This window comes from Rhizobium hidalgonense (genome assembly GCF_002914525.1).
GTDB lineage: Bacteria > Pseudomonadota > Alphaproteobacteria > Rhizobiales > Rhizobiaceae > Rhizobium > Rhizobium hidalgonense.
This window is the reverse complement of sequence record NZ_LODW01000011.1, coordinates 123013-144244: the sequence shown is the minus strand read 5'-3', so window position 1 is coordinate 144244 and position 21232 is coordinate 123013. Positions and strand designations below refer to the sequence as shown.

The following is a 21232-nucleotide window of genomic DNA, read 5'->3' as shown; positions in this document are numbered from 1 at the left end:
ATTTCTGATGCAAAATGAACTTGGTAGCTGCATAAATCCCAAGCGCCCGCGTGAAACCCTGTCGGAGCGATTTGCGGTTTTTCGAGCAGCCGGGAACAGTTGCGCGCCAGCCGTCGTTTCCGTCCTGACAATGGAGAGCGACATGTCGAACGTCTCAAGGACAGGCAACGAAGAGATCAACAACGCGACCAGCCCGACCACCTTCGGAAGGTCGGTCGAAAGCCAGGCGCAAATGCAGGATGCGGCTGCGGAAGCCTCGCCCGAAACGGGCGGCGAAATTCTCAACATCTACCGGCTGGAACCAATCGCGGCCCCTGACGACCCGAGATGGGACAATGCCCCCGGCCACGGCGTGGTCGTCGTGGCCGCCAGGACGCCGGGCGACGCCAGGATCGTGGCAGCGGCGCGCGAGCTCGACTTCATGGAAGTGGATGCAGCTCCCGCCGAGGACGTCACCACGGTCAATGCCAGCGCCTTCCGCGACGACAAGCTCTACACCGTCATCGAGATCGATAGGGATAGATATGATATAAAGCGCGGTATCCTCGACGGTACTGTCTCGGTCGACACAATCCGGCCTGTAGAGCCGGACTGAAATCCTGTTTTCACCTGGGAGTTCTCATGAATACCGCTAATCTGCAGCTCAAAGGCCTTCTCATGGCGATGGCCTCGATATGCGACGCGATCGTCGAAAAGGAACTGCTCACGCGCGAGGAAATCGCCGCCGCGCTCTCGAAAGCGCAAAAGGCAATCGAGCAGGATGACGATCACGAGCTCTCCGGGGCCAACAGGGCGGCGATCCTGTTTCCGATCCGTGTGCTGCAGCTTGCCGGCGAGGCTGGCAGGAAAGGCGAAGAGGCGACATTTTCAGACTACGCCAAGCTTGTGGGAAAGCTCGGCTGACCATGTTCGAGGGTTTTTCTCTCGATAACGTCGGCGTCGGGCCGGGTTCCCTTCGCGTCCGTCGCGGCGGATCGGGTCCAGCCCTTCTTCTGCTCCACGGCCATCCCAGGACGCATATGACCTGGGGAAAAGTGGCAGATCTGCTGTCGTCCGGTTACGCGGTCGTCTGCCCCGATCTTCCCGGTTTCGGCCGATCCTACCGGCCTGCCGATGCCTCCGACAGCAGCAATTCTTCTAAGCGCGCCAAGGCTGAAGCCCTCGTCGAGCTGATGCGGCGACTGGGGCACGAATACTTCGCCGTGGTCGGCCACGACCGCGGAAGCCTGACGGCCTTCCGCATGGCAATGGATCATCCCGACCGCGTACAAAGGCTCGTCATCGCCGACGGCATCCCCGTCATCGAGCATCTCGAACGCACCGACTGGAAATTTGCCAGGGACTGGTATCACTGGTTCTTCTTCGCGCAGCCGGAAAAGCCGGAACGCGCAATCTTGGCCGATCCGCGGGCGTGGTACGACAAGCTCTCGCCTGAACTGATGGGAAGGCAGGCCTATGACGAGCTGGTCGACCTCATCCACGATCCTGCTGTCATCCACGGCATGGTCGAGGATTACCGCGCCGGGCTAAGCGTCGATCACCTTCATGACCGCGAGGACCGCGATGCCGGCCGGAGACTTATCTGCCCGATGCTGTGCCTGTGGTCGCTGCGCGACGATATGGAACAGATCTACGGCGATCCTGTCGCCATCTGGCGAAACTGGGCGACGGACGTGCGCGGGTTCGGCATCGACAGCGGCCATCACGTGGCCGAGGAGAACCCGCAGGCCCTCTCGCAGGCGATCCGGGAGTTTCTCGAAAATGGATAGCACCTGAGCTTGGGGCTGGGTCGGCTCGGCAACAATATCCAGCGCTGTCAATTTTTACGATAAGTTGATAATTTTGGTCTTGTTTCTCGAAGTGTCCTATGGCTATACCGCGGCCGAACACATTCACGCACCGGGATCTCTACGTGACCAGCCTCAAATCGCTTCTGGCCGCCTGCGGCCTCTCCGCTCTGATCGGCACTGCCGCAACCCCATCATTGGCCGGTTCGACGACCTACCCGCTGACCCTCGAAAACTGCGGCGCTGAGGTGACCTTCAAAAAGGCGCCCGAGCGGGCGATCGGCCTTGGCCAGAATAGCGCGGAAATCCTGCTGCTGCTCGGCCTTCAGGACAAGATGGTCGGCACCGCCTTCTGGCCGAGCAAGGTGCTGCCGCAGCTCGCCGAAGCCAATGCCAAGGTGAAGCTTCTCACCGTCGAGATGCCGACCTTCGAATCGATGCTCGCCGAAAATCCCGACTTCGTGGCGGTGGCATTGCCGAGCCTGGTCGGTCCGAACAGCAAGATCGCCAAGCGCGAGGATTTCGACAAGGTCGGTGTTTCAACCTATCTCTCGCCCAGCACCTGCCTCAGCACCAAGGACGTCAAGGACCAGTATGGCAGCCGCGGCGAGTTGTGGAACATGGATCTCCTCTACAAGGAGATCGACGAACTTTCGCAGATCTTTAACGTCACCGACCGTGGCCAGGCGCTGATCGCCGACTTCAAGGCGCGTAAGGCGAAGCTTCGCGGGAGCGTTGCCAAGGACGGCCAGAACCTTTCCTACGTCTTCTGGTTCTCCAGCCCCAGCCCGTCGGCCGACGCCTATGTCGGCGGCAAGAACGGTGCTTCCGGCTTCATCGCCAACCTGCTCGGCGGCCACAACGCGATCGCAGCGGAAGCGGAATGGCCGACAATCGGTTGGGAAGGCATCATCGCCTCCAATCCCGATGTCATCGTCGTCGCCAGCCTCGACCGCAACCGCTGGGAACTCGATAAGCCGGAGGCCAAGATCAACTTCCTGAACACCGATCCGGCCGTCAACCAGATCCCGGCCGTCAAGAACAAGGCGCTCGTCGTGATGGATGGCCAGGCGATGAACCCGACCATTCGCACGATCTACGGCGCCGAGCAGGTTGCCGAGCAGTTGAAGGCCCTCGGTCTCCTGAAGTGACCGACGCAGGCCGTCTCTTCCGGCAACTGGGAGCGTTTGCCACACCGCTCCTGGCTTCCCTTTGCCTCATCGCTGTCGCCATCGGCGTCAGCGTCGGGATCGGCGATTTGCCGATCCCGCTTGCGACTACGTTTTCGGCCGTCACCAACCGGCTCGGCTGGACCGCCGTCGAACTGAACCGCATCCATGAGACCGTCATCTGGGATTATCGCCTGAGCCGTGCGCTGGTCGCCGCCTTCTGCGGCGCGGGACTGGCGCTGTCGGGCGCCATCATGCAGGCGCTGCTGCGCAACCCGCTTGCCGAACCCTATGTACTCGGCATCTCCGCCGGCGCGTCTACCGGCGCCGTCGCGATCGTCATCTTGGGCGTCGGCGCAGGCGCTGTATCCCTTTCGGCAGGCGCCTTTGCCGGCGCCTTCGCTGCCTTCTTCTTCGTGGCGCTGCTGTCGAACGGCACGCGCGGCGGTGCGGACCGCACCATCCTTGCCGGTGTGGCCGCATCACAGCTCTTCAACGCCTCGACCTCCTATATCGTCACGACCTCGGCCAATGCGCAGCAGGCCCGCGACGTCATGTTCTGGCTGCTCGGCAGCTTCAGCGGTGTGCGCTGGCCGGAATTCGCGCTGGTCTCGATCGTCGTCGGCTTCGGCCTCGCCGCCTGTCTGTTTTATGCCCGCGTGCTCGACGCCTTCGCCTTCGGCGACGAGGCGGCCTCCTCGCTCGGCGTCAACGTCGGCCGCGCACGCATGGTGCTCTTCGCGCTGACGGCAATGATGACGGCCACCATCGTCAGCATGGTCGGATCGATCGGCTTCGTCGGCCTCGTCGTGCCGCATGTCGCCCGCTTCGTTGTCGGGCCGCTGCATATCCGCCTGCTGCCGGCCTGCGCTATTTCAGGCGCGATCTTCATGGTGTTCGCCGACATTGCCGCGCGCGCCCTCATCCCAAACCAGATCCTGCCGATCGGCGTCGTCACGGCGCTCGTCGGCGTCCCCTTCTTCTCGATCATCCTCTACCGGTTCCAGCGCGCGTCATGAGCATCAAGGCCGACAACCTCACCTGGAAAATTGGCAGGAAGACCATTCTCGACGGTGTTTCCCTGGAGGCGCAGCCCGGCCGGATGCTCGGCCTGCTCGGCCCGAACGGCTCGGGCAAGACCTCGCTGCTGCGGCTTCTCGCCGGCCTGATGCGGCCACATTCCGGCCGCGTCACGCTCGACCGGAGCGATATCGGCGCGATCAGCCGCCGCTCGATCGCAAGGCGCATCGCCTTCGTCGAGCAGCATGGGACGACGAACGCCAATCTCAAGGTCGTCGACGTCGTCAAGCTCGGCCGCTTCCCGCACCGGTCGATGTTCTCGGGATGGACGAGGGCCGACGAAGAGGCGGTCGAAGCGGCGCTTGCGCGTGCCGGCATGGCGGAGAAGCGCGACGAGCGCTGGCAGAACCTGTCGGGCGGCGAAAAGCAGCGCACCCATATCGCCAGGGCGCTCGCCCAGTCGCCGCAGGAGCTGATCCTCGACGAGCCCACAAACCATCTCGACATCCAGCACCAGATCGGCCTGATGCGGCTTGTCTCCGGCCTCCCGATCACCAGCATCGTCGCCCTGCACGATCTCAACCATGCCGCCATGTTCTGCGATGAGCTTGTTATCATGCAGCAGGGCAGGATCGTCGCCTCGGGCGCGCCTGAGGATGTGCTAAGCGAGAACCTGTTGCGAGACGTTTTTTCCGTCGAGGCTCGCATCGAAGCTTCGCCTCATCACTCGCGACCGCACATTCACTATCTCAAGTGAGAGCGGCCGCTCTCACGTCACGATCTGCAGCGGCAAAGCGGTCGTCTTTTTCAGTGTCTTGAGCACGATGCTCGATTTGACCGACGCCAGATTGTCGGTGACCCGGATCATTCTTTCGAGAAACTGGCTGAGATGGTCGAGGTCGCGCGTCATGACCTTCATCAGAAAATCGGCATCCCCCGTCTGCGAATAACACTCCAGAATCTCCGGTGCGGTCTCGATGAAACGATGAAGCCGCTCGTTTCCGCCTTCTGTATGTGCGCGCAGGCTGACGAGCGTATGAGCCACCACAGCAAAACCCAGTTTTGCCGGATTGAGAATGGCCACGACGGTCTGAATGTACTGCTCATTGCGCAGTCTTTCCAAACGGCGTGCGCATTGGGTCGCGGAGAGATTGACCTTCTGCGACAACTCTCCTTGCGTCACCTCACTGTTTTGCTGGAGGGCGGCGAGCAATTTGATATCGAACTGGTCTAGCATGGCTCACCCGAAAGAAGGAGAATTTCTGCATAGTATATTCGAATGCGCAGAATGTCTGCATCAACTCGCCGAATTAGGCAGATAATCGCATATAATCGCCACGCCAGTTCAGTTAATCTCCAGCCATAGGGATAAAACGGAGGTGGACTTGTGTTTGAGAAACTAAATAACCGGCCAGCCGACAGCCTGCTTGCCCTCATCAAGGCTTTCCAGGCCGACGAGCGCACAGGAAAGATCGACCTCGGCGTCGGCGTTTATCGCGATGCCATGGGCCGAACGCCTGTGATGCGTGCCGTGAAGGCGGCGGAACAGTTTCTACTCGAAAGCCAGGACAGCAAGAAATATCTCGGCCCGGAAGGCGATCTGCAATTCGTACGGCTGCTGCAGCCGATTGTTTTCGGCAAATCACCGAAGTTCGATCACCGCCTTGTCGGCATTCAGACACCGGGTGGAAGCGGCGCGCTACGTCTCGGCGCCGAACTCATCCAGACGGCAAATCCATCGGCGAAGGTGCTGCTGGGGACACCGAGCTGGCCGAACCATGCGCCGATCTTCCGCTCGGCAGGCCTGGCCGTAAAGGAATATGCCTTCGTCGATCTGACGTTACAGCAAGTGAAATTCGAAAGCGTCATCGACGCTTTGTCTTCCGCGGGGGAAGGCGATGTCGTGCTGCTCCACGGTTGCTGCCATAATCCGACCGGCATCGATTTCACCATGGAGCAATGGCGAGAGATTGCCGAGCTCCTCGTTGCGCAGAAGTTGGTGCCGTTCATCGACCTTGCCTATCAGGGGCTTGGCGACGGCCTCGAACAGGACGCCGCGCCGACACGCATGATCCTCGACGCCGTCGACGAGGCGTTGATCGCCTATTCCTGCGACAAGAATTTCGGTCTCTATCGCGAGCGTGTCGGCGCGCTCTATGCCATGACCCGGAATGTCGACGATATCGGCAAGGCCGAAAGCAACATGGCAGCACTTGCCCGTGTGAACTGGTCCATGCCGCCCGATCATGGCGCCGCGATCGTCAGGACCATTCTCGAGAGTTCCGAAATGTCGGCAATGTGGCGCACCGAGCTCGAAGAGATGTGCCAGCGTGTCAATGGCAACCGCGCCTCGCTCGCCGCTGCAGCCCCCGATCTGGCCTTTATCAGACGGCAACGCGGTCTGTTCTCCAATCTCTCCATGTCCAAAGAAACGGCCGGGGCGCTCCGCGCCAAACACGGCATCTACATGGCCGATTCCGGACGTATGAACCTCGCGGGCATGCAGCCGGCCGATGCCGGCCCCATCGTCACCGCACTCCGCGCTGAAGGTTGTTTGAAATGAGCAAGAAAGAAACGACCGGCCAGGCGCTGACCCGTTCTCTCGTCGCCCATGGGGTCGATACGGTATTCGGCATCCCAGGCGCGCACATGTATGATTTCAACGACGCCCTCTACGGCGCCCGTGACAAGGTTCGGTTCATTCATACCCGCCACGAACAGGGCGCCGGATATATGGCCTATGGCTATGCCAAATCCACTGGCCTGATCGGCGCCTATACCGTCGTCCCCGGTCCTGGCGTCCTCAATTCCGGCGCAGCGCTCTGCACGGCTTACGGCGCCAACGCGCCGGTGCTTTGCATAACCGGCAACATCATGTCCCACCTTATCGGCCAAGGCAGAGGACAGTTGCACGAACTGCCGGATCAACTGGCGACGATGCGCGGCATTACCAAGACGGCGGAGCGGATCAATCATCCGTCCGAGGCCGGTCCCGTCATGGCCGAGGTCGTCGGCAAAATGCTGTCCGGCCGCCAGGGTCCGGGAGCGGTCGAAGCCCCATGGGATGTGTTTGGCCAATCCGGTCCCGAAGTCGATCTTCCCTTGGGCACGAGAGCGCCTCATCCGGCCGTCAACGCCGATCAGATCACTGCTGCAGCGGCGCTGATATCGGGTGCTGAGAATCCGATGATCATGGTCGGCGGCGGTGCGGTGGATGCCGGGGCCGATATCGCGACTCTTGCGAAACTGCTGCAGTCGCCCGTCACCTCCCATCGTTCCGGCAAGGGCATCGTACCCGACGATCATCCGAACTATCTGAACTTCGTCGCCGCCTATGAATACTGGAAGAAGACTGACGTTCTGATCGGCATCGGCAGCCGGCTCGAATTGCAGTTCATGCGCTGGAAGTGGCTCCCCAAGGATCTCAAGATCATCCGCATCGACATCGATCCGACCGAAATGGTCCGCCTCAAGCCTGGTGTCGGCATTGTCGCAGATGCCAAGGCCGGAACGCAGGCGCTGATCGATGCATTGGCAGGTTTCCGCCGCGAGGATCGCACGGGCGAATTCGCCGACCTCAACAAGGACGCCAGATCTCGTTTCTCGGAAGTGCAGCCGCAGCTTGCCTATCTCGATGCCATTCGCCAGGCTCTTCCAAGAGATGGCTTCTTGGTCGAGGAGGTCAGCCAGATGGGCTTTACCGCCCGTTTTGCCTTTCCGGTCTACGGCGCACGCCAATACGTGACATGCGGCTATCAGGACAATCTGGGTTTTGGCTTCAATACGGCCTTGGGCGCGAAGGTCGCTAATCCCGACAAAGCGGTTGTTTCCATTTCCGGCGATGGCGGTTTCATGTTCGGCGTTCAGGAACTGGCCACCGCCGTTCAGCACAAGATCAACGTCGTCGCCATTGTCTTCAACAATTCGGCCTATGGCAACGTTCTGCGCGACCAGAAGCAGGCGTATCAAGGCCGCTACCTTGGCTCGGACCTCACCAATCCAGACTTTGTGGCACTTGCCAAGAGCTTTGGTATTCGAGCATTCAAGGTGGCCAGCCCGGGTGAATTGAAAGACACGATCGAGAAAGCGCTTTCCCTCGAGGAGCCTGTTCTCATCGAGGTTCCCGTGGAAAAGGGATCCGAGACAAGCCCTTGGCCTTTTATCCATCCGGCTCCGCACGCCGAATGACCGCAAGGGCCTGTCGCCTTTACACGATCACTGCCCTTTGAGAAAAACCGTCGCCAGCGGCGGCAGTGTCAGCGACAGGGAGACGGGCCTGCCATGCGCGGGTATCGGTTCGCTCGACACTGCGCCGTTGACGAGGCCGGAGCCGCCATATTCGCGTGCATCCGTCGTGATGCGCTCGACCCACACGCCGTCCTGCGGCACGCCGATCCTGTAGCCGTAACGCGGCACCGGCGTGAAATTCGACACAACAAGGACCGTTGAAGTGCGGTCCTTGGCATAGCGCAGCATGCCGAGAACGGAATTGACGGCATCGTCGGCAGCCGCCCATTCGAAGCCATCGGGATGAAAATCGCCGAATTGCAATGCCGGCTCGTCCCCGTAGAGACCATTCAGATCTTTGACCAGCCGCTGAACGCCGACATGCTGCGGCCGGTCAAGCATATCCCAGCTTACCGAGGCATCATGGTTCCACTCGCCCGGCTGGGCGATTTCGCTCCCCATGAACAATAGCTTCTTGCCGGGATGTCCCCACATGAAAGCGAGATAGCTGCGAAGATTGGCAAATTTCTGCCATTCGTCGCCCGGCATCTTCGTCAGCAGTGAGCCTTTTCCGTAGACGACCTCGTCATGGGAAATTGGCAGCATGAAGCGCTCGGAATACGCATAGATCATGCCGAAGGTCATCGTGCCGTGGTGATAGCTCCGGTGGACCGGATCCTTCTCGATATAACTCAGGCTGTCGTGCATCCAGCCCATGTTCCATTTGATATCGAAGCCCAGCCCGCCCTCTTCCGGCGGCTTCGTGACGCCAGGCCAAGCCGTCGATTCCTCGGCAATCGTCATCGCATGCGGGCAACGCTCGTGAATGATGCTGTTCAGGTGCTTGAAGAACTCCACCGCCTCCAGGTTCTCGCGGCCGCCATATTGATTTGGTAGCCATTCGCCCTCATTGCGGCTGTAGTCGCGGTAGAGCATCGAGGCGACGGCATCGACCCGCAAGCCGTCGACGTGGTAACGCTCGAGCCACTCGAGCGCGCTGGCGATCAAAAAGCCTTTTACTTCGTTGCGGCCGAGATTGTAGATCAGCGTGTTCCAGTCACGGTGAAAGCCCTCACGCGGATCCTCGTGCTCGTAGAGCGCGCTGCCGTCGAAACGGGCCAAGCCCCAGACATCGGTCGGAAAATGCGCCGGCACCCAGTCGAGAATGACACCCAGCCCCGCGCCGTGGCAGCGGTCGACGAAATAGGCGAAATCCTCGGGCGTCCCATATCGGCCGGTCGGGGCGAACAGTCCGAGCGGCTGATAGCCCCAGGACCCGCCGAATGGATGCTCCATGATCGGCAAGAGCTCGATATGGGTAAATCCCATGTCCCTTGCATAGGGAACGAGCCGCTGGCTGAGCTCGACCCAGTCGAGATATCTGTTGCCGTCCTTCTGGTCGCGCAGCCAGGAGCCGGCATGGACCTCGTAGACGGACATCGCGCCCTCCAGTCTAGCCTGCCGGGACCGGCCCTTCATCCAGCCATCATCGCTCCATCGAAACGGCGTCGACGACGCGACGATGGATGCGGTGGACGGAGCGGCCTCGCTGGCTCTCGCCACCGGATCAGCCTTCTGCGGCAGGCAGGTTCCCTGTGCATCGACGATCTCGAATTTATATCTCTCGCCGGGAGCCAGCCGGGGAACGAACAGCTCCCAGACGCCCGCCGATTGTCTCAACCGCATCGGGTTTCGCCGGCCATCCCACGCATTGAAGTCACCGACGACCGAGACGCGGCGCGCATTCGGAGCCCAGACAGCGAAACGAACGCCGGCAACACCGTCGACCGACATCGCAACCGCGCCGAGCGTCCGGCTCAGGCTGTAATGGGTGCCCTCGGATATCAGGTGGAGATCGAGCTCTCCGAGCAGAAGCCCGAAGCTATAAGGGTCCTCGGTGACTTGCTCGCCATCCGGCCATGTGATCCGCAAGCGGTAGGATGTCCGCGAACCTGTTGCCGCCGCAAACAGGCCGGAGGGGTGAGCGATGCTGAAAGGGGCAATCACCCTGCCGCTCGCCGCTTCGATGAGATCGACGCCTTCGGCGCCCGGCAAATAAACGCGCACGATCGTCATGCCGCCGCTTTCATGCGGACCAAGGATCGAGAACGGATCGCCGTGACGGCCCTCGATCAAGGCCCAGAGCGCATCGTGCCCGATGCCTGCGAGAAGTTCCGAGCGCTCAACATTCATGCCTTGACCCCCGCCAAGCGCGATACGATTTCGGTAAGGCCGGCAAGCGGGATCGGCAGCCACTTTGGCCTGATGCGGGCTTCATAGGCGATTTCATAGGCGGCCTTTTCGAGAAGAAAGGCATCGAGCACCCTCCGTCGTTGTTCCGTCGGCATGGCGAGCACCTTCGATGCGGAGACCGCCTGCCAATAGGCATCGAGAAAAGCCGCCTCGGCATGGCGCCCGAAACGGGCGATGGCGCCACGGCGCACCTCGTTTTCGTGTTCGGTGACCGCGTCATTGTCGAGCTGGGCGGTGGCGACGAGATAGCTGAGCGACCTCAGAAGCCCGGCGACGTCACGCAGCGGAACCGTCTTCGCCCGGCGCTCGGCGAGATTTTTGGCGGGCTCGCCTTCGAAGTCGATGATGACGGCATCGCCCTCGCTGACCAGGATCTGGCCGAGATGGAAGTCACCATGCGTGCGCGTCATCAGCGTGCCGCGGACGCTCTCCGCAAGGCTGGCGCCAAGTTCGACGAGTTCAGAACGGCGCTCCAGAAGCGGGCGGGCGAGCAGATCGACCGCGGGATGGACGTTCTCCTCACGTTCCGCCAGCTTCGACATGGCATAAGCGACTTCGCCCGCAACCGCCTTCCTGATCGCCTCCACCTCATCGTCACCGGCAACGACAGGGCTGAAAGCCTCGTCCGCGTTTTCTCCGGAGAGGACGACATGCAATTCCCCGAGTCTCATGCCGACCATGGCGACGAAGCTGATCAACGGCCGAAAGACATCGTCGCCGGGCTCGACCGCAGGGTCGTTCAGCACGAGCTCGTCGGCGCCGCGACGAAGATTGTTCAACATCCAGTTCCAGGCGTCGCCCTGGTTGCGGATCGCGCCCTGGACAATGACCAAGGTGGAGCGGCGCCCGCTGGAATCGGTGTGTGCGACCTCGCCGAGCAGCGGAGCGGTGTGATCGTAACCCGCGCAGGTCAGAAACCGTGTCATCTCGACCTCCGGATGGACACCCGGGAAAATGTGCCGGATCAGCTTGATCATGGCGACGTCACCGACGATCAGCGAACTGTTGGACTGTTCGGCCGAGAGCCAATGAACCGGCATCTGGTCGGTCACATTCAGACGGTCGAGCCGCTCGGTGCCGAGAAACTCAAGGGTGCCGGTGCGTCCGGTGATGCGCGAGCGGTCGGCCAGCCCGCGAAGGATGCCGCGCGCCATCGGCTCGACTGCAAACCCGTCCGTCAGGAAACCGACCCGCCTGCCCTGCCGAACCCGCCCGAGCGCAAGCTGCTGGGTCAAGGCGGAGGGTTGCGCATCATCCCAGGCAACCGCCAGCGGTAACTGATAGGATTCGTTGTGATCCGGGAGCTCCACCTCCAGTTCGCCGAGAACGATCCCATCGGCATAGGGGATCGGCGTCGCCGAGATAAGCCGGGCCGCCCGAAGCGGCTGGTCCTTTGCGCCGAACCACCGCCGCCTGGCGAGATAAGCGGGCAGAATTTCGGCGCTGAGCACGCGTCCGAGCCTCGGCTCGTCGACGAGGTCGAGCAGGCCGCGGCGAAGGACCATCGTCACGAGATCGGGCAACTGTTCGGGCGGCGCGGTGCGCCATGCCGGCGGGTCGGCATCGGCCTCAAGCTGAAACCAGAAGAAGCCGTAGGGCGGCAACGTCAGGAGATAGGTCAGTTGTCCGATCGGTGGAAAGGGCGACATGCCGGTCAGTTCGATCGGCACGCGCCCCTCGAAGGCCGAGAGGTCGAGTTCGACCGCTTGAGGCAGCCGCGAGAGGTTTGTGACGCACATCAGGGTCTCGCCGTCATATTCCCTGAGATAGGCGAGGATCTTACGGTTCTCGGGCGAGAGGAAACGCAGCGAACCGCGCCCGAAGGCCGGATGCCTGCCGCGCAACGCCAGCATCTTTCGCGTCCAGTTGAGCAGCGAATGCGCGTCCGTGCTCTGCGCCTCGACGTTGACGGCCTCGAAACCGTAGAGCGGGTCGGCGACCGGCGGCAGGACGAGGCGCGCCGGGTCTACTCGGGAGAAGCCGCCATTGCGGTCCGGCGACCATTGCATCGGCGTCCTGACCCCATCCCGGTCGCCGAGATAGATATTGTCGCCCATGCCGATCTCGTCGCCGTAATAGATGACAGGCGTTCCCGGCATAGAAAGCAGCAGCGCGTTCATCAACTCGATGCGCCGGCGGTCCCGCTCCATCAGCGGCGCCAAGCGCCGCCTGATGCCGAGATTGATGCGGGCGCGTTTGTCGGATGCATAGGTTTCCCAGAGATAGTCGCGCTCGGCGTCGGTCACCATTTCGAGTGTCAGTTCGTCGTGATTGCGAAGGAAGATCGCCCATTGGCAATTCTCCGGGATCTCCGGCGTCTGCCGCAGAATATCGGTGATCGGAAACCGGTCCTCCTTGGCGATCGCCATATACATGCGTGGCATCAGCGGGAAGTGGAAGGCCATGTGGCACTCGTCACCCTCGCCAAAATATTCGCGCGTGTCCTCGGGCCACTGATTCGCCTCGGCCAACAACATCACGCCGGGATGGGTGGCATCGAGGGCTGCGCGGATTCGTTTGAGAATCGCATGGGTCTCCGGCAGGTTTTCGTTGATCGTGCCCTCGCGCTCGACGAGGTAGGGGATTGCGTCGAGCCGGAAACCGTCGATGCCGGTTTCCAGCCAGAATCGCATCACCTTCAGCAGTTCCTCCATGACCAGGGGACTGTCAAAGTTGAGGTCAGGCTGGTGGGAGTAAAAGCGGTGCCAGTAATAAGCGCCGGCCACCGCATCCCATGTCCAGTTGGACTTTTCCGTATCGATGAAAATGATGCGCGTTTCCGGGAATTTCTGATCGCTATCAGACCAGACGTAGAAGTCGCGTTCCGGCGATCCCGCAGGCGCCTGACGGGCGCGCTGGAACCAGGGATGCTGATCGGAGGTGTGGTTGATGACGAGCTCGATGATGACGCGGATATTGCGCTCATGGGCGGCGTCGACGAAAGCGCGGAAGTCCTCCACCGTCCCGTAGTCGGGGCTGACACTGCCGTAATCGGCGATGTCGTAACCGTCGTCGCGGCGCGGCGATGGAAAGAAAGGCAGGAGCCAGATAGCATTGACGCCAAGTGCTGCGATATGGTCGAGCTTGGCGTGCAGGCCGGCAAAATCGCCGACGCCATCTCCATTGGCGTCGTAGAACGACTTGATATGCAGCTGATAGATGATTGCATCCTTGTACCAGAGGGGCTGCTCAGCGCCATCGGGGTTCATCGTGTCCATTCATGCCTCCGCTGCTCGTACGCGCCAGATCGCAAAGGGCAGGATCGCAGGGTTCAGGCTGACGCTCTGCCGTTTGCCGGTCCATTTGAAGCGATGTCCGCCGACCAGATCCTCGGCATCCAGCGCGCCGTCATCGCCGAGCGACCAGTGCCAGAGCGGCAGCTCGACCTCGCTTTGCTGGAAATTGTGGGGATCAAGGCTGATGGCGATCAGCAGGACATTGTCGCGGGCCCTGCTTGCCTTTTCGAAGAACAGAATATTGTCATTCCAGGCGGTCAGCAGCGTCAGCCCGAGATGCGAATGCAAGGCGGTATTTTCGTTCCGGATACGGTTGAGCATCCTGATTTCGGCGACGATATTGCCCGGCCGGTCGTAGTCCCAGGCGCGAATCTCGTATTTCTCGCTGTCGGCGTATTCCTTGCGTTTGGCATCGGGACGCCCTTCGCAAAGTTCGAAACCATTATAGACGCCCCATAATCCCGAAAGCGTGGCGGCCAGTGCTGCGCGGATCAGGAACGCCGGGCGCGGTGCGTTCTGCAGAAAGTCCGGATTGATGTCATGGGTGTTGACGAAGAAATGCGGACGGAAGAATTCCTTCGGCGCTGTCTGCGTCAGCTCCCGCATATATTGCTCGAGCTCCCATTTGGCGTTGCGCCAGGTGAAATAGGTGTAGGATTGGGAGAAACCGATCTTTGCCAGCCGGTACATGACCTTCGGCTTGGTGAAGGCTTCCGACAGGAAGACGACATCGGGATGCCGCGCCCTGATATCGCCAATCAGCCACTCCCAGAAGGGAAAAGGCTTGGTGTGCGGATTATCGACGCGAAACAGCTTGACGCCCTGGTCCACCCAAAGCTGGACGATATCTCTCAGCTCCACCCAGAGCGAGGGCAGCGCGTCTTTCGTGTAGAAATCGACGTTGACGATATCCTCATATTTCTTCGGCGGGTTTTCGGCATATTTGATCGTGCCGTCGGGACGCCAGTCGAACCAGCCGGGATGCTCCTTCAGCCAGGGATGATCGGGCGAGGCCTGGATCGCGAGATCGAGAGCGATCTCCAGCCCATGCCGGCCCGCCTCATCGACCAGCCGGCCGAAATCCTCGAAATCCCCGAGTTCGGGATGAATGGCATCGTGGCCGCCATCCTCGGAGCCGATGGCATAAGGGCTACCCGGATCGCCGGGTGCTGCCTTCAGGCTGTTGTTGCGGCCCTTCCGGTTGGTCGAGCCGATTGGGTGAATGGGCGGAAAGTAGAGCACGTCGAAGCCCATGTCGCGGATATCGGCCAATCGTGGAATGACGTCGTCGAAGGTGCCGTGCCGGTTGGGATCGCCGCTCTGCGAGCGCGGAAAAATCTGGTACCAGCTGGCAAAGGCTGCCGCCTTGCGCTCTGCATCGACGGCGCTTGCCGCCGAACGCAGTCGAAACGGCCGCCTGTCGGCTTTGTTCATCAGCTCGGATGTTTTGGGATCGAGCAGGATCGCCGTGCGCTCGGCATCCGAAGCGTTTTCGAGACTGTTGATCAGAGCCTGCAAATCGGCGCCGAGCGCCGCCGACGCTTCTGCCTTGGCGGCGCGAACGAGGGTCAATCCCTCCTGAAGCTCCAGCTTCAGGTCCAACCTGGCGTCGTGCTTCTTGGTCAGCTCGTATCGGAAGATCGCAAACGGATTCTTCCATGCCTCGACTGCAAACTCGTAGCGCCCGATGCGCTCCAGCAGGAATTCGGCGCGCCAGCGATCGTTTTCGACCGGGTGCATTTCCGTCTCGTTCCAGTCCGTCATGGCATCGAGCGGCCGCCAGAGCAGGACGGCGGCGATCGGGTCGTGGCCGTCGGCGAAAATGTCTGCCTCGACGGTGACGATGTCGCCGACCACCCGTTTGACCGGAAAACGCCCGTCATCGACCCGCGGCATGATGTTTTCGATAGCAAGCCGCGGCGATGCCGTCGCCTGCGCGATCTCCATAGCGGGCCTAGAGGTGATCGGCACCGGCGCCTTGCCTTCGATAATCAGCGTTTCCCCTGCCCGCAGACGCAGAGCCGCGCCATCGGCTGCAGAGGGAAGAAAACCGGAGGCTGCTTCGCGAAGTGCGGTCACCGGCGCAGGCGCACTTCGCCGAAGGTCCCTGTTCAGCAGGATGAACCGCACATTGTCAGCGCTGCGCAGATCTTCCCCCTCGGATTGCAGAAGGGCCGAGACCGGTCCATTGGCGTTGCGGATCAGGCGCAGCGATGGGGCTGGCACATGGCCGTTCTTGCCGATCTCGGTATTGGCAAGGCGAATTTCGGAGGAGATGTCGAAAGACAGGTCATGGCGCAGCCGGCGCAAACCCGATCCATCGCCATGGGTCGGATCGAGCGGCGTGGCTGCGCCATATTCGAAACCCATCGGAACCAGCAGGCCGCCGCCGAGCGAAGCGGCAAGGCGCAAGGCTCTCACGGCGCGCCGTTCGAGGATCTCGCGGCTCTCGGTTCCATGCGCGATGCGCCGGGCGAAGGGCGGCTCCGGAAACGCGACCTGCCATCCGAGCGGCTGTTGCACGCGATGCTCGTCAATGAACCATCTCTCGTCGAAATCCCACCAGGCCATCGACGAAAAACAGCCGTTGAAACCTGCCCCCCTGATCCCGCCCCTCACCGCAAAATCGGTGCCGGGCGTCCAGGCCAGGAATTGCGCCTCGGTCTTTTCGCGCACTGCCGAAATCAGCGATTTGAATAGGGCCGGTGCGGCGCGATCAATCCCGAGCATCCGGTAACCGGAGAGACCGAGGCCGCTCAGCCGCCTCAGCCGTTCGGTCCATTCCGCCAATAGCTGCGATTGCCGTTCCGCCGCCATCGCCGTCATCGGCTCCGCCGGGTCCAGTGGAGAACGCCTCGGATCGACAGGGCGAAAGGCTGCGTGAGGATCCCGCGCCCTGCCGTCGACCACCACGTCCATCATTAAGGCAACGCCGCTTTTGCGGCCAGCCTCCGCCAGGCGCGCCACCCCATCCTCGACCGCGCTTCCGAGTTGCTGTTCAGGATCGAGACGATCGAAATCCTGGGAGATAAAGATGCTGCCTTCCCCGCCGCGATCGAAAAGAGGCGCCGTCAGCACATGATCGAAACCGATATCCGCGGCATGGTCGAAAATCTCGCGCCATGCATCGATGCCCTGAAGAAGGAGCGGATTGACATAATAAATCCGGGGCGGGGTGCTCAACACACCCCCGTTCGCAGAAAATGACATCGGCCGCCGCCTCGAGTTGCTTTTCAGACAAACTTCCTTCGGCGGTTGTTGTTCCACCGGCACAGCCAATTCGCAGCTGTACGAAATCATCAGTCGCATCGGCGCCAGATCGAGGGGGGCTTTCGCCCGAGCATCAAAGCCCTGCCGCGAGACGAAGAGACCTTGAGAATCCCAGCCGCATCCGAGTAGTCTTGCGTCGTAAGCGAAGGTGAGTCAGTTCGCTGTTAAGAGCCCGTCCATGCTTCGATCGATCCTCGTCACTGCAGGCCTGTTGGCTTGCGCCCTGTGCCTCACCTCCTGGAGCATCGAGACCGATCGCTCCACAGAGTACAAACACGGCCTGCTTGAAATCCGTGAGGAGGCGAGACACTTCATCGAGCGGGAGAACGCCAAAGGGCAACAGCAGTGGAAGGTGCTTGAACCCAACGCCAAGGTGCTGGTTCCTCCATGCGCGGTCCCGCTCCGGACCCAGTGGACGCCGAAGAGCCTCGGCCGCTCGAAACCGAGCGTGACGGTGATATGCGCAGCCGCCGTGCCGAACGCCGTGATGAGCGATTGGGATGTCGCCGTGCCGGTGCAGCAGAAATCGAATTGAGCGCCAGGTCGACACGCAACATTGACAAATTGTGTAATTTACGTATTTTACACATATAATCGGAGAAGGGATAATGGCCCAGATATTGAGAGTGCCGGCGACCACGTTCGCTCGCGGCTTCGCACGATATCAGGACGAGGCGCTGATTGAAAAGATTATTGAAGTCACAAGCCATGGGCGGGTCATCGGCGGCTATCTTTCTGCAAGCGAGCTTGAACACTATAAGAACCTGAAGCGTAGGGAGCGTGAAGTTCTCATCGTCGGAGAGTTGGACGAGGACACGATTTCGGACATTGAAAACGCTCAATACGGCGTTGCCCCGAAGTGAAGTTTCCCGAACCCGCACCGGGCTTGGTGATCAGATATTCGTTTCTTTGGAAAGAGGACTACGATAAAGGAAAATACGAAGCATCCAAGGACAGGCCTTGTGCGATCGTTCTTGCAACGAAGGTAAAAGACACAACGGCTATTCAGGTCGTTGTCGTACCCATCACGCACTCGCAGCCCGACCAGGCCGATGGCTCGGCATCGCTTGAGATACCTGCTGCAATCGCAAAATCACTTGGCCTAGATGGCGGGCGACATTGGCTGCGACTGACTCAACTGAACCGCTTTATCTGGCCTGGTTATGATCTGCGCCCACGACTGGATGACCCCAGCCGCGTGGATTACGGATTCATCCCTGAGCCGTTCTTCAATCAGATCAAAGCTGCGATCATTGCGGAAAACAACCGGAGGAGGCTCTCCTTCACGCCGCGGGACGAGCAGCCATGAAGCGCTTATGGTGCTTCATCACCCGAACAATTCAAACATCTCGACGAGATCATTCCGATTGCAATAGAGGCAACCAAACGTGGATGTATCGGTAGAATTGTGCACCTATCCCGAACTTGACGATCGGATCGTGATCGTTCGGGCGGGGGACGAAGTCGATGCCATGTTTGTCAGGACGGAGAGATTCAACGTCCTGATCGATACGCTTGGAACGCCTGAGCTATGCCGGACGGCGTTGGACCTGCTTGACGAAAAGGCGCCTCGCCCGCTGATCGTTATCAATTCGCATATGGATTGGGATCACTTCTGGGGAAATGGTGCCGTTGCCGGCCGCGCACCGATTATCGCGCATGACGCGGCACTCGACCGTTTGCGCGACCCCTCCGCGCGGCAGGTTTTGCAGGATAAAGCCAGCCAAGAATCGCGGTTTCACAATGTCGAACTCATCGGCCCCGATCTCATCTTCTCCGGCTCAATGGTTCTCAACGGCGGCGATCTGACGCTCGAACTCATCCATACGCCCGGGCACACCCCCGACCATATCGCCATTTGGATTCCCGAACTTCGCATCTGCCTGGCCGTCGATGCGGTGGAATATCCTATCCCCGAAGTCTGGAGCAAAAGCGCCGAAGACCTTCGCCTGATCCGTTCATCGCTGGAGCGGATCCGTGATCTCAATGCGAGGCTGGTCATCCCCGCGCATGGACAGACATCTTCGCCTTCGACGGTGAAGGCGAACCTTGCTTATTTCCAATCCCTGGCCGAACGTGTCGACGGGCTGAGCGAAAGCCAGCTGGCGGATGGGCAGCTCAGCCGTTCAAGCGGCTTCCGGCTTGAAGACTTCATCGCCATCCCCCATGGGATGCCTGCGGAGACCGTGACGTTCTATCGGAACTGCCATGAGACCAACCTTGGCGCCACGGTTCAGGCCCATATTGAAAAACGGAAATCCGCATAAAGGAACGATAGGCTGGAGGAGATGAGGTGAAACCTTTGGACGGCGGACGGACCAAGCAGATCTGGCGCGATGGCAATACCGTCATCAGACCATCAGGCGCATGGACGCCGACGGTGCATCGGTTTTTGCGCCATCTCAGGAGCCGTGGCTTTCTGGCGGCGCCGGAGCCCATCGGCATCTCAGGGGGAAAACCAGGAGATCGTCGGCTACGTCGCCGGGCGCGCCTGCGAAAACTTGGGCGACCGATCTATCGGATCGGAGCGTATGCTGCTGTCCGCAGCCAGGCTTCTGCGGCATTTTCATTCGGCATCTCAAGGGTTTCTGGCTACGGATGACGCGATCCAGACATGGATGCTGCCGCCGCAGGAACCGCGCGAAATCGTCTGCCATGGCGATTACGCGCCTTACAACGTCACCACGGCAGAGTGTGAGGCTGTCGGGATCATCGATTTCGACACCGCGCATCCCGCACCGCGACTGTGGGATCTGGCCTATGCGGTTTACCGCTGGGCGCCCTTGTCCGGTGCCTCCCATCCCGGCGTGATTTCAGGCCTCGACGAACAGCTGCGGCGAGCGGAACTCTTCTGCACGGCCTATGAGACAACGGCAGAAGAACGGCAACAGCTCCCGGAGATGATCTGCAGGCGGCTCCAAGCGCTTGTCAATTTCATGCAGGCAAGGGCCTCGGCCGGAGACGAGACCTTCGTGGAGGACGTGGCTGCAGGAGATGCTCAGCTGTATCTCAGCGATATCGGCTATGTGCAGAAGCATCGAGACCGACTTTTGAAAGCGCTGCTACAGCTAGAGCCACTTCCTGCGGCGGAAAAAGCCGAATAGGCCGAGACACAGGACGGCGATGACGCCGAGCACGACGAAATAGCCGTACTGGGTTTTCAGTTCCGGCATGTCGCTGAAATTCATCCCGTAAATGCCGGCGATCGCCGTGGGAACGGCGAGGATCGCCGCCCAGGCAGCGAGCTTGCGCGCAATCGCGGTCTGCTCCGTCTGGCCGATCATCACGCTGGCCTCGAAGGCAAAGGCCAGAACCTCGCGCAGAGCATCGATATCTTCCTGAACCCGGCGCACGTGATCGGTCACATCGCGAAACAGCGATTGCAGCGTCGGATCCATGCCGGGGAGATCGATATGCTCATATCGCCGGCAGACGTCGACGAGCGGTACCACGGCATTGCGCAGCCGCAGAAGCTTGCGGCGTAAGAGGTAAAGCCGCTCGATGTCGCCCTTGGCCAGCTGTTCGCGCAACACAAGGTCTTCGAGCTTTTCGACCTCCTCCTGCACGACCTCGATGACCGGCATGTAATTGTCGACGATGAAATCGAGGATGGAATAGAGAATGTAGTTCTCGCCGTGGGCCAGCGCTGCCGGCGTCGCCTCGCATCGCTGCCGTACCGCCAGATAAGAGGACGAATCCCCGTGGCGAACCGAGACGACGTAACCGCGGCCGACGAACAAATGCGTTTCGCCAAAGATGATTTCGTCATCCTTCATATGGGCGGTGCGGGCGACGATGAACATTGCGTCCCCATAAATCTCCAGCTTCGGGCGCTGGTGGGGCTGCGCCGCGTCCTCGATCGCCAAAGCGTGGAGATTGAACTCGGCCTGGACCTGATGCAGTAGCACCTCGTCCGGCTCGTGCAGGCCGATCCAGACGACAGCGTTTTCCTGCCCGCGCCATTCACCGGCTTCCTCTATCTTGATGTCGCGGATGCGTTGCCCATGCTGGTAAACGGCGGCAGCCACAACACCCGGCCGTTGTTCGTGCCGCGGTGACGGCGAACCGCTGGCTTGCCGCGCGGAAACACTGTCCAGATCCCTCAACCGTTCCAAACTGTCATCCTCCCGTCCGCGCACATGCAGCACGTCCGGCCAACGCCGATCACGCGCTGCGTCAATCATAATGCCATTTCGTAAAACATTCATCTGCCTCAGCGCGCGGGCTGGGTGGGAGATATCTATTTGGCCCCATCATTGCAGAATGAGCG

The 21232-nt window shown here is 60.8% G+C and carries 17 protein-coding genes and 1 pseudogene; 13 read left to right on the top strand and 5 right to left on the bottom strand.

The features are described from left to right. The first annotated feature begins 142 nt into the window (after window positions 1–142). The 6 genes from ATY29_RS00780 (at window position 143) to ATY29_RS00755 (ending at window position 4733) form a co-directional block, all read left to right on the top strand. The gene (locus ATY29_RS00780) at window positions 143–595 is read left to right on the top strand and encodes a hypothetical protein (RefSeq protein WP_003572728.1); all 453 of its coding nucleotides are present in this window, start codon (window positions 143–145) and stop codon (window positions 593–595) included. A 26-nt stretch (window positions 596–621) separates the two neighbouring features. After that, window positions 622–903 (top strand): hypothetical protein, encoded by a 282-nt coding sequence (locus tag ATY29_RS00775; protein ID WP_003572729.1) that lies wholly within the window; start codon window positions 622–624, stop codon window positions 901–903. Between the two features lie 2 nt (window positions 904–905). Further along, window positions 906–1769, top strand: a complete 864-nt coding sequence (locus ATY29_RS00770; RefSeq protein ID WP_097534603.1) for an alpha/beta fold hydrolase — start codon at window positions 906–908, stop codon at window positions 1767–1769. 143 nt (window positions 1770–1912) lie between these two features. Then, on the top strand, window positions 1913–2938 hold the full coding sequence (locus ATY29_RS00765; protein ID WP_097534724.1) for an ABC transporter substrate-binding protein: 1026 nt from the start codon (window positions 1913–1915) through the stop codon (window positions 2936–2938). Beyond that, a complete protein-coding gene (locus ATY29_RS00760) occupies window positions 2935–3975 on the top strand; it encodes a FecCD family ABC transporter permease (protein WP_097534602.1) in 1041 nt (346 codons plus the stop codon). Before ATY29_RS00765 ends, ATY29_RS00760 begins: the two co-directional genes overlap by 4 nt. Beyond that, a complete protein-coding gene (locus ATY29_RS00755) occupies window positions 3972–4733 on the top strand; it encodes an ABC transporter ATP-binding protein (RefSeq protein ID WP_003572734.1) in 762 nt (253 codons plus the stop codon). The genes ATY29_RS00760 and ATY29_RS00755 overlap by 4 nt, the downstream gene beginning before the upstream one ends. Before the next feature lie 12 nt (window positions 4734–4745). On the opposite strand, the gene ATY29_RS00750 is transcribed toward ATY29_RS00755, so the two are convergent. Next, window positions 4746–5213, bottom strand: coding sequence for an Lrp/AsnC family transcriptional regulator (locus ATY29_RS00750; protein WP_003572736.1), 468 nt, complete (start codon window positions 5211–5213; stop codon window positions 4746–4748). A gap of 150 nt (window positions 5214–5363) precedes the next feature. Between ATY29_RS00750 and ATY29_RS00745 the strand changes: the two genes are divergently transcribed. Together ATY29_RS00745 and ATY29_RS00740 are read left to right on the top strand one after the other, a co-directional pair. Then, entirely contained in the window at window positions 5364–6539 is a 1176-nt protein-coding gene (locus ATY29_RS00745; RefSeq protein WP_097534601.1) for an amino acid aminotransferase, read from the top strand. Then, window positions 6536–8164 carry a thiamine pyrophosphate-dependent enzyme gene (locus ATY29_RS00740; protein ID WP_097534600.1) on the top strand — a complete coding sequence of 543 codons (1629 nt, stop codon included), beginning with the start codon at window positions 6536–6538 and terminating at the stop codon, window positions 8162–8164. Before ATY29_RS00745 ends, ATY29_RS00740 begins: the two co-directional genes overlap by 4 nt. 27 nt (window positions 8165–8191) lie before the next feature. Here ATY29_RS00740 and glgB read toward each other — a convergent pair whose 3' ends face one another. The 3 genes from glgB to ATY29_RS00725 are packed head-to-tail and all read right to left on the bottom strand — an operon-like array spanning window position 8192 to window position 16902. Then, window positions 8192–10396, bottom strand: coding sequence for a 1,4-alpha-glucan branching protein GlgB (gene glgB, locus ATY29_RS00735; protein WP_097534599.1), 2205 nt, complete (start codon window positions 10394–10396; stop codon window positions 8192–8194). Next, a complete protein-coding gene (gene treS, locus ATY29_RS00730) occupies window positions 10393–13674 on the bottom strand; it encodes a maltose alpha-D-glucosyltransferase (RefSeq protein WP_003572744.1) in 3282 nt (1093 codons plus the stop codon). Before treS ends, glgB begins: the two co-directional genes overlap by 4 nt. Then, window positions 13675–16902, bottom strand: coding sequence for an alpha-1,4-glucan--maltose-1-phosphate maltosyltransferase (locus ATY29_RS00725; RefSeq protein ID WP_097534598.1), 3228 nt, complete (start codon window positions 16900–16902; stop codon window positions 13675–13677). A gap of 238 nt (window positions 16903–17140) precedes the next feature. Here ATY29_RS00725 and ATY29_RS00720 point away from each other — a divergent pair, with 238 nt between their 5' ends. The 5 genes and pseudogenes from ATY29_RS00720 (at window position 17141) to ATY29_RS00700 (ending at window position 20066) form a co-directional block, all read left to right on the top strand. Beyond that, the gene (locus ATY29_RS00720) at window positions 17141–17497 is read left to right on the top strand and encodes a hypothetical protein (RefSeq protein ID WP_097534597.1); all 357 of its coding nucleotides are present in this window, start codon (window positions 17141–17143) and stop codon (window positions 17495–17497) included. A 73-nt stretch (window positions 17498–17570) separates the two neighbouring features. Further along, window positions 17571–17825, top strand: coding sequence for a hypothetical protein (locus ATY29_RS00715; RefSeq protein WP_025417646.1), 255 nt, complete (start codon window positions 17571–17573; stop codon window positions 17823–17825). Further along, complete coding sequence (locus ATY29_RS00710; protein WP_025417645.1) at window positions 17822–18271, top strand: hypothetical protein; 450 nt, start codon at window positions 17822–17824, stop codon at window positions 18269–18271. The genes ATY29_RS00715 and ATY29_RS00710 overlap by 4 nt, the downstream gene beginning before the upstream one ends. A 79-nt stretch (window positions 18272–18350) precedes the next feature. Then, window positions 18351–19229 (top strand): MBL fold metallo-hydrolase, encoded by an 879-nt coding sequence (locus ATY29_RS00705; RefSeq protein ID WP_097534596.1) that lies wholly within the window; start codon window positions 18351–18353, stop codon window positions 19227–19229. Window positions 19230–19255: 26 nt separating this feature from the next. Further along, a pseudogene (locus ATY29_RS00700) lies at window positions 19256–20066 on the top strand (phosphotransferase enzyme family protein). Here the strand turns inward: ATY29_RS00700 and ATY29_RS00695 are convergent. Next, window positions 20031–21077, bottom strand: coding sequence for a magnesium and cobalt transport protein CorA (locus ATY29_RS00695; protein ID WP_003572749.1), 1047 nt, complete (start codon window positions 21075–21077; stop codon window positions 20031–20033). The pseudogene ATY29_RS00700 and the gene ATY29_RS00695 sit on opposite strands and share 36 nt — an antisense overlap. Between the last annotated feature and the right edge of the window lie 155 nt (window positions 21078–21232).

Excerpts from the sequence above, each read along its gene's own strand:
- ATY29_RS00780 (WP_003572728.1), top strand. The coding sequence starts at position 143 with ATGTCGAACGTCTCAAGGACAGGCAACGAAGAGATCAACAACGCGACC.
- ATY29_RS00775 (WP_003572729.1), top strand. The coding sequence starts at position 622 with ATGAATACCGCTAATCTGCAGCTCAAAGGCCTTCTCATGGCGATGGCC.
- ATY29_RS00770 (WP_097534603.1), top strand. The coding sequence starts at position 906 with ATGTTCGAGGGTTTTTCTCTCGATAACGTCGGCGTCGGGCCGGGTTCC.
- ATY29_RS00755 (WP_003572734.1), top strand. The coding sequence starts at position 3,972 with ATGAGCATCAAGGCCGACAACCTCACCTGGAAAATTGGCAGGAAGACC.
- ATY29_RS00750 (WP_003572736.1), bottom strand. The coding sequence starts at position 5,213 with ATGCTAGACCAGTTCGATATCAAATTGCTCGCCGCCCTCCAGCAAAAC.
- ATY29_RS00740 (WP_097534600.1), top strand. The coding sequence starts at position 6,536 with ATGAGCAAGAAAGAAACGACCGGCCAGGCGCTGACCCGTTCTCTCGTC.
- glgB (WP_097534599.1), bottom strand. The coding sequence starts at position 10,396 with ATGAATGTTGAGCGCTCGGAACTTCTCGCAGGCATCGGGCACGATGCG.
- treS (WP_003572744.1), bottom strand. The coding sequence starts at position 13,674 with ATGGACACGATGAACCCCGATGGCGCTGAGCAGCCCCTCTGGTACAAG.
- ATY29_RS00725 (WP_097534598.1), bottom strand. The coding sequence starts at position 16,902 with ATGTCATTTTCTGCGAACGGGGGTGTGTTGAGCACCCCGCCCCGGATT.
- ATY29_RS00720 (WP_097534597.1), top strand. The coding sequence starts at position 17,141 with ATGCTTCGATCGATCCTCGTCACTGCAGGCCTGTTGGCTTGCGCCCTG.
- ATY29_RS00715 (WP_025417646.1), top strand. The coding sequence starts at position 17,571 with ATGGCCCAGATATTGAGAGTGCCGGCGACCACGTTCGCTCGCGGCTTC.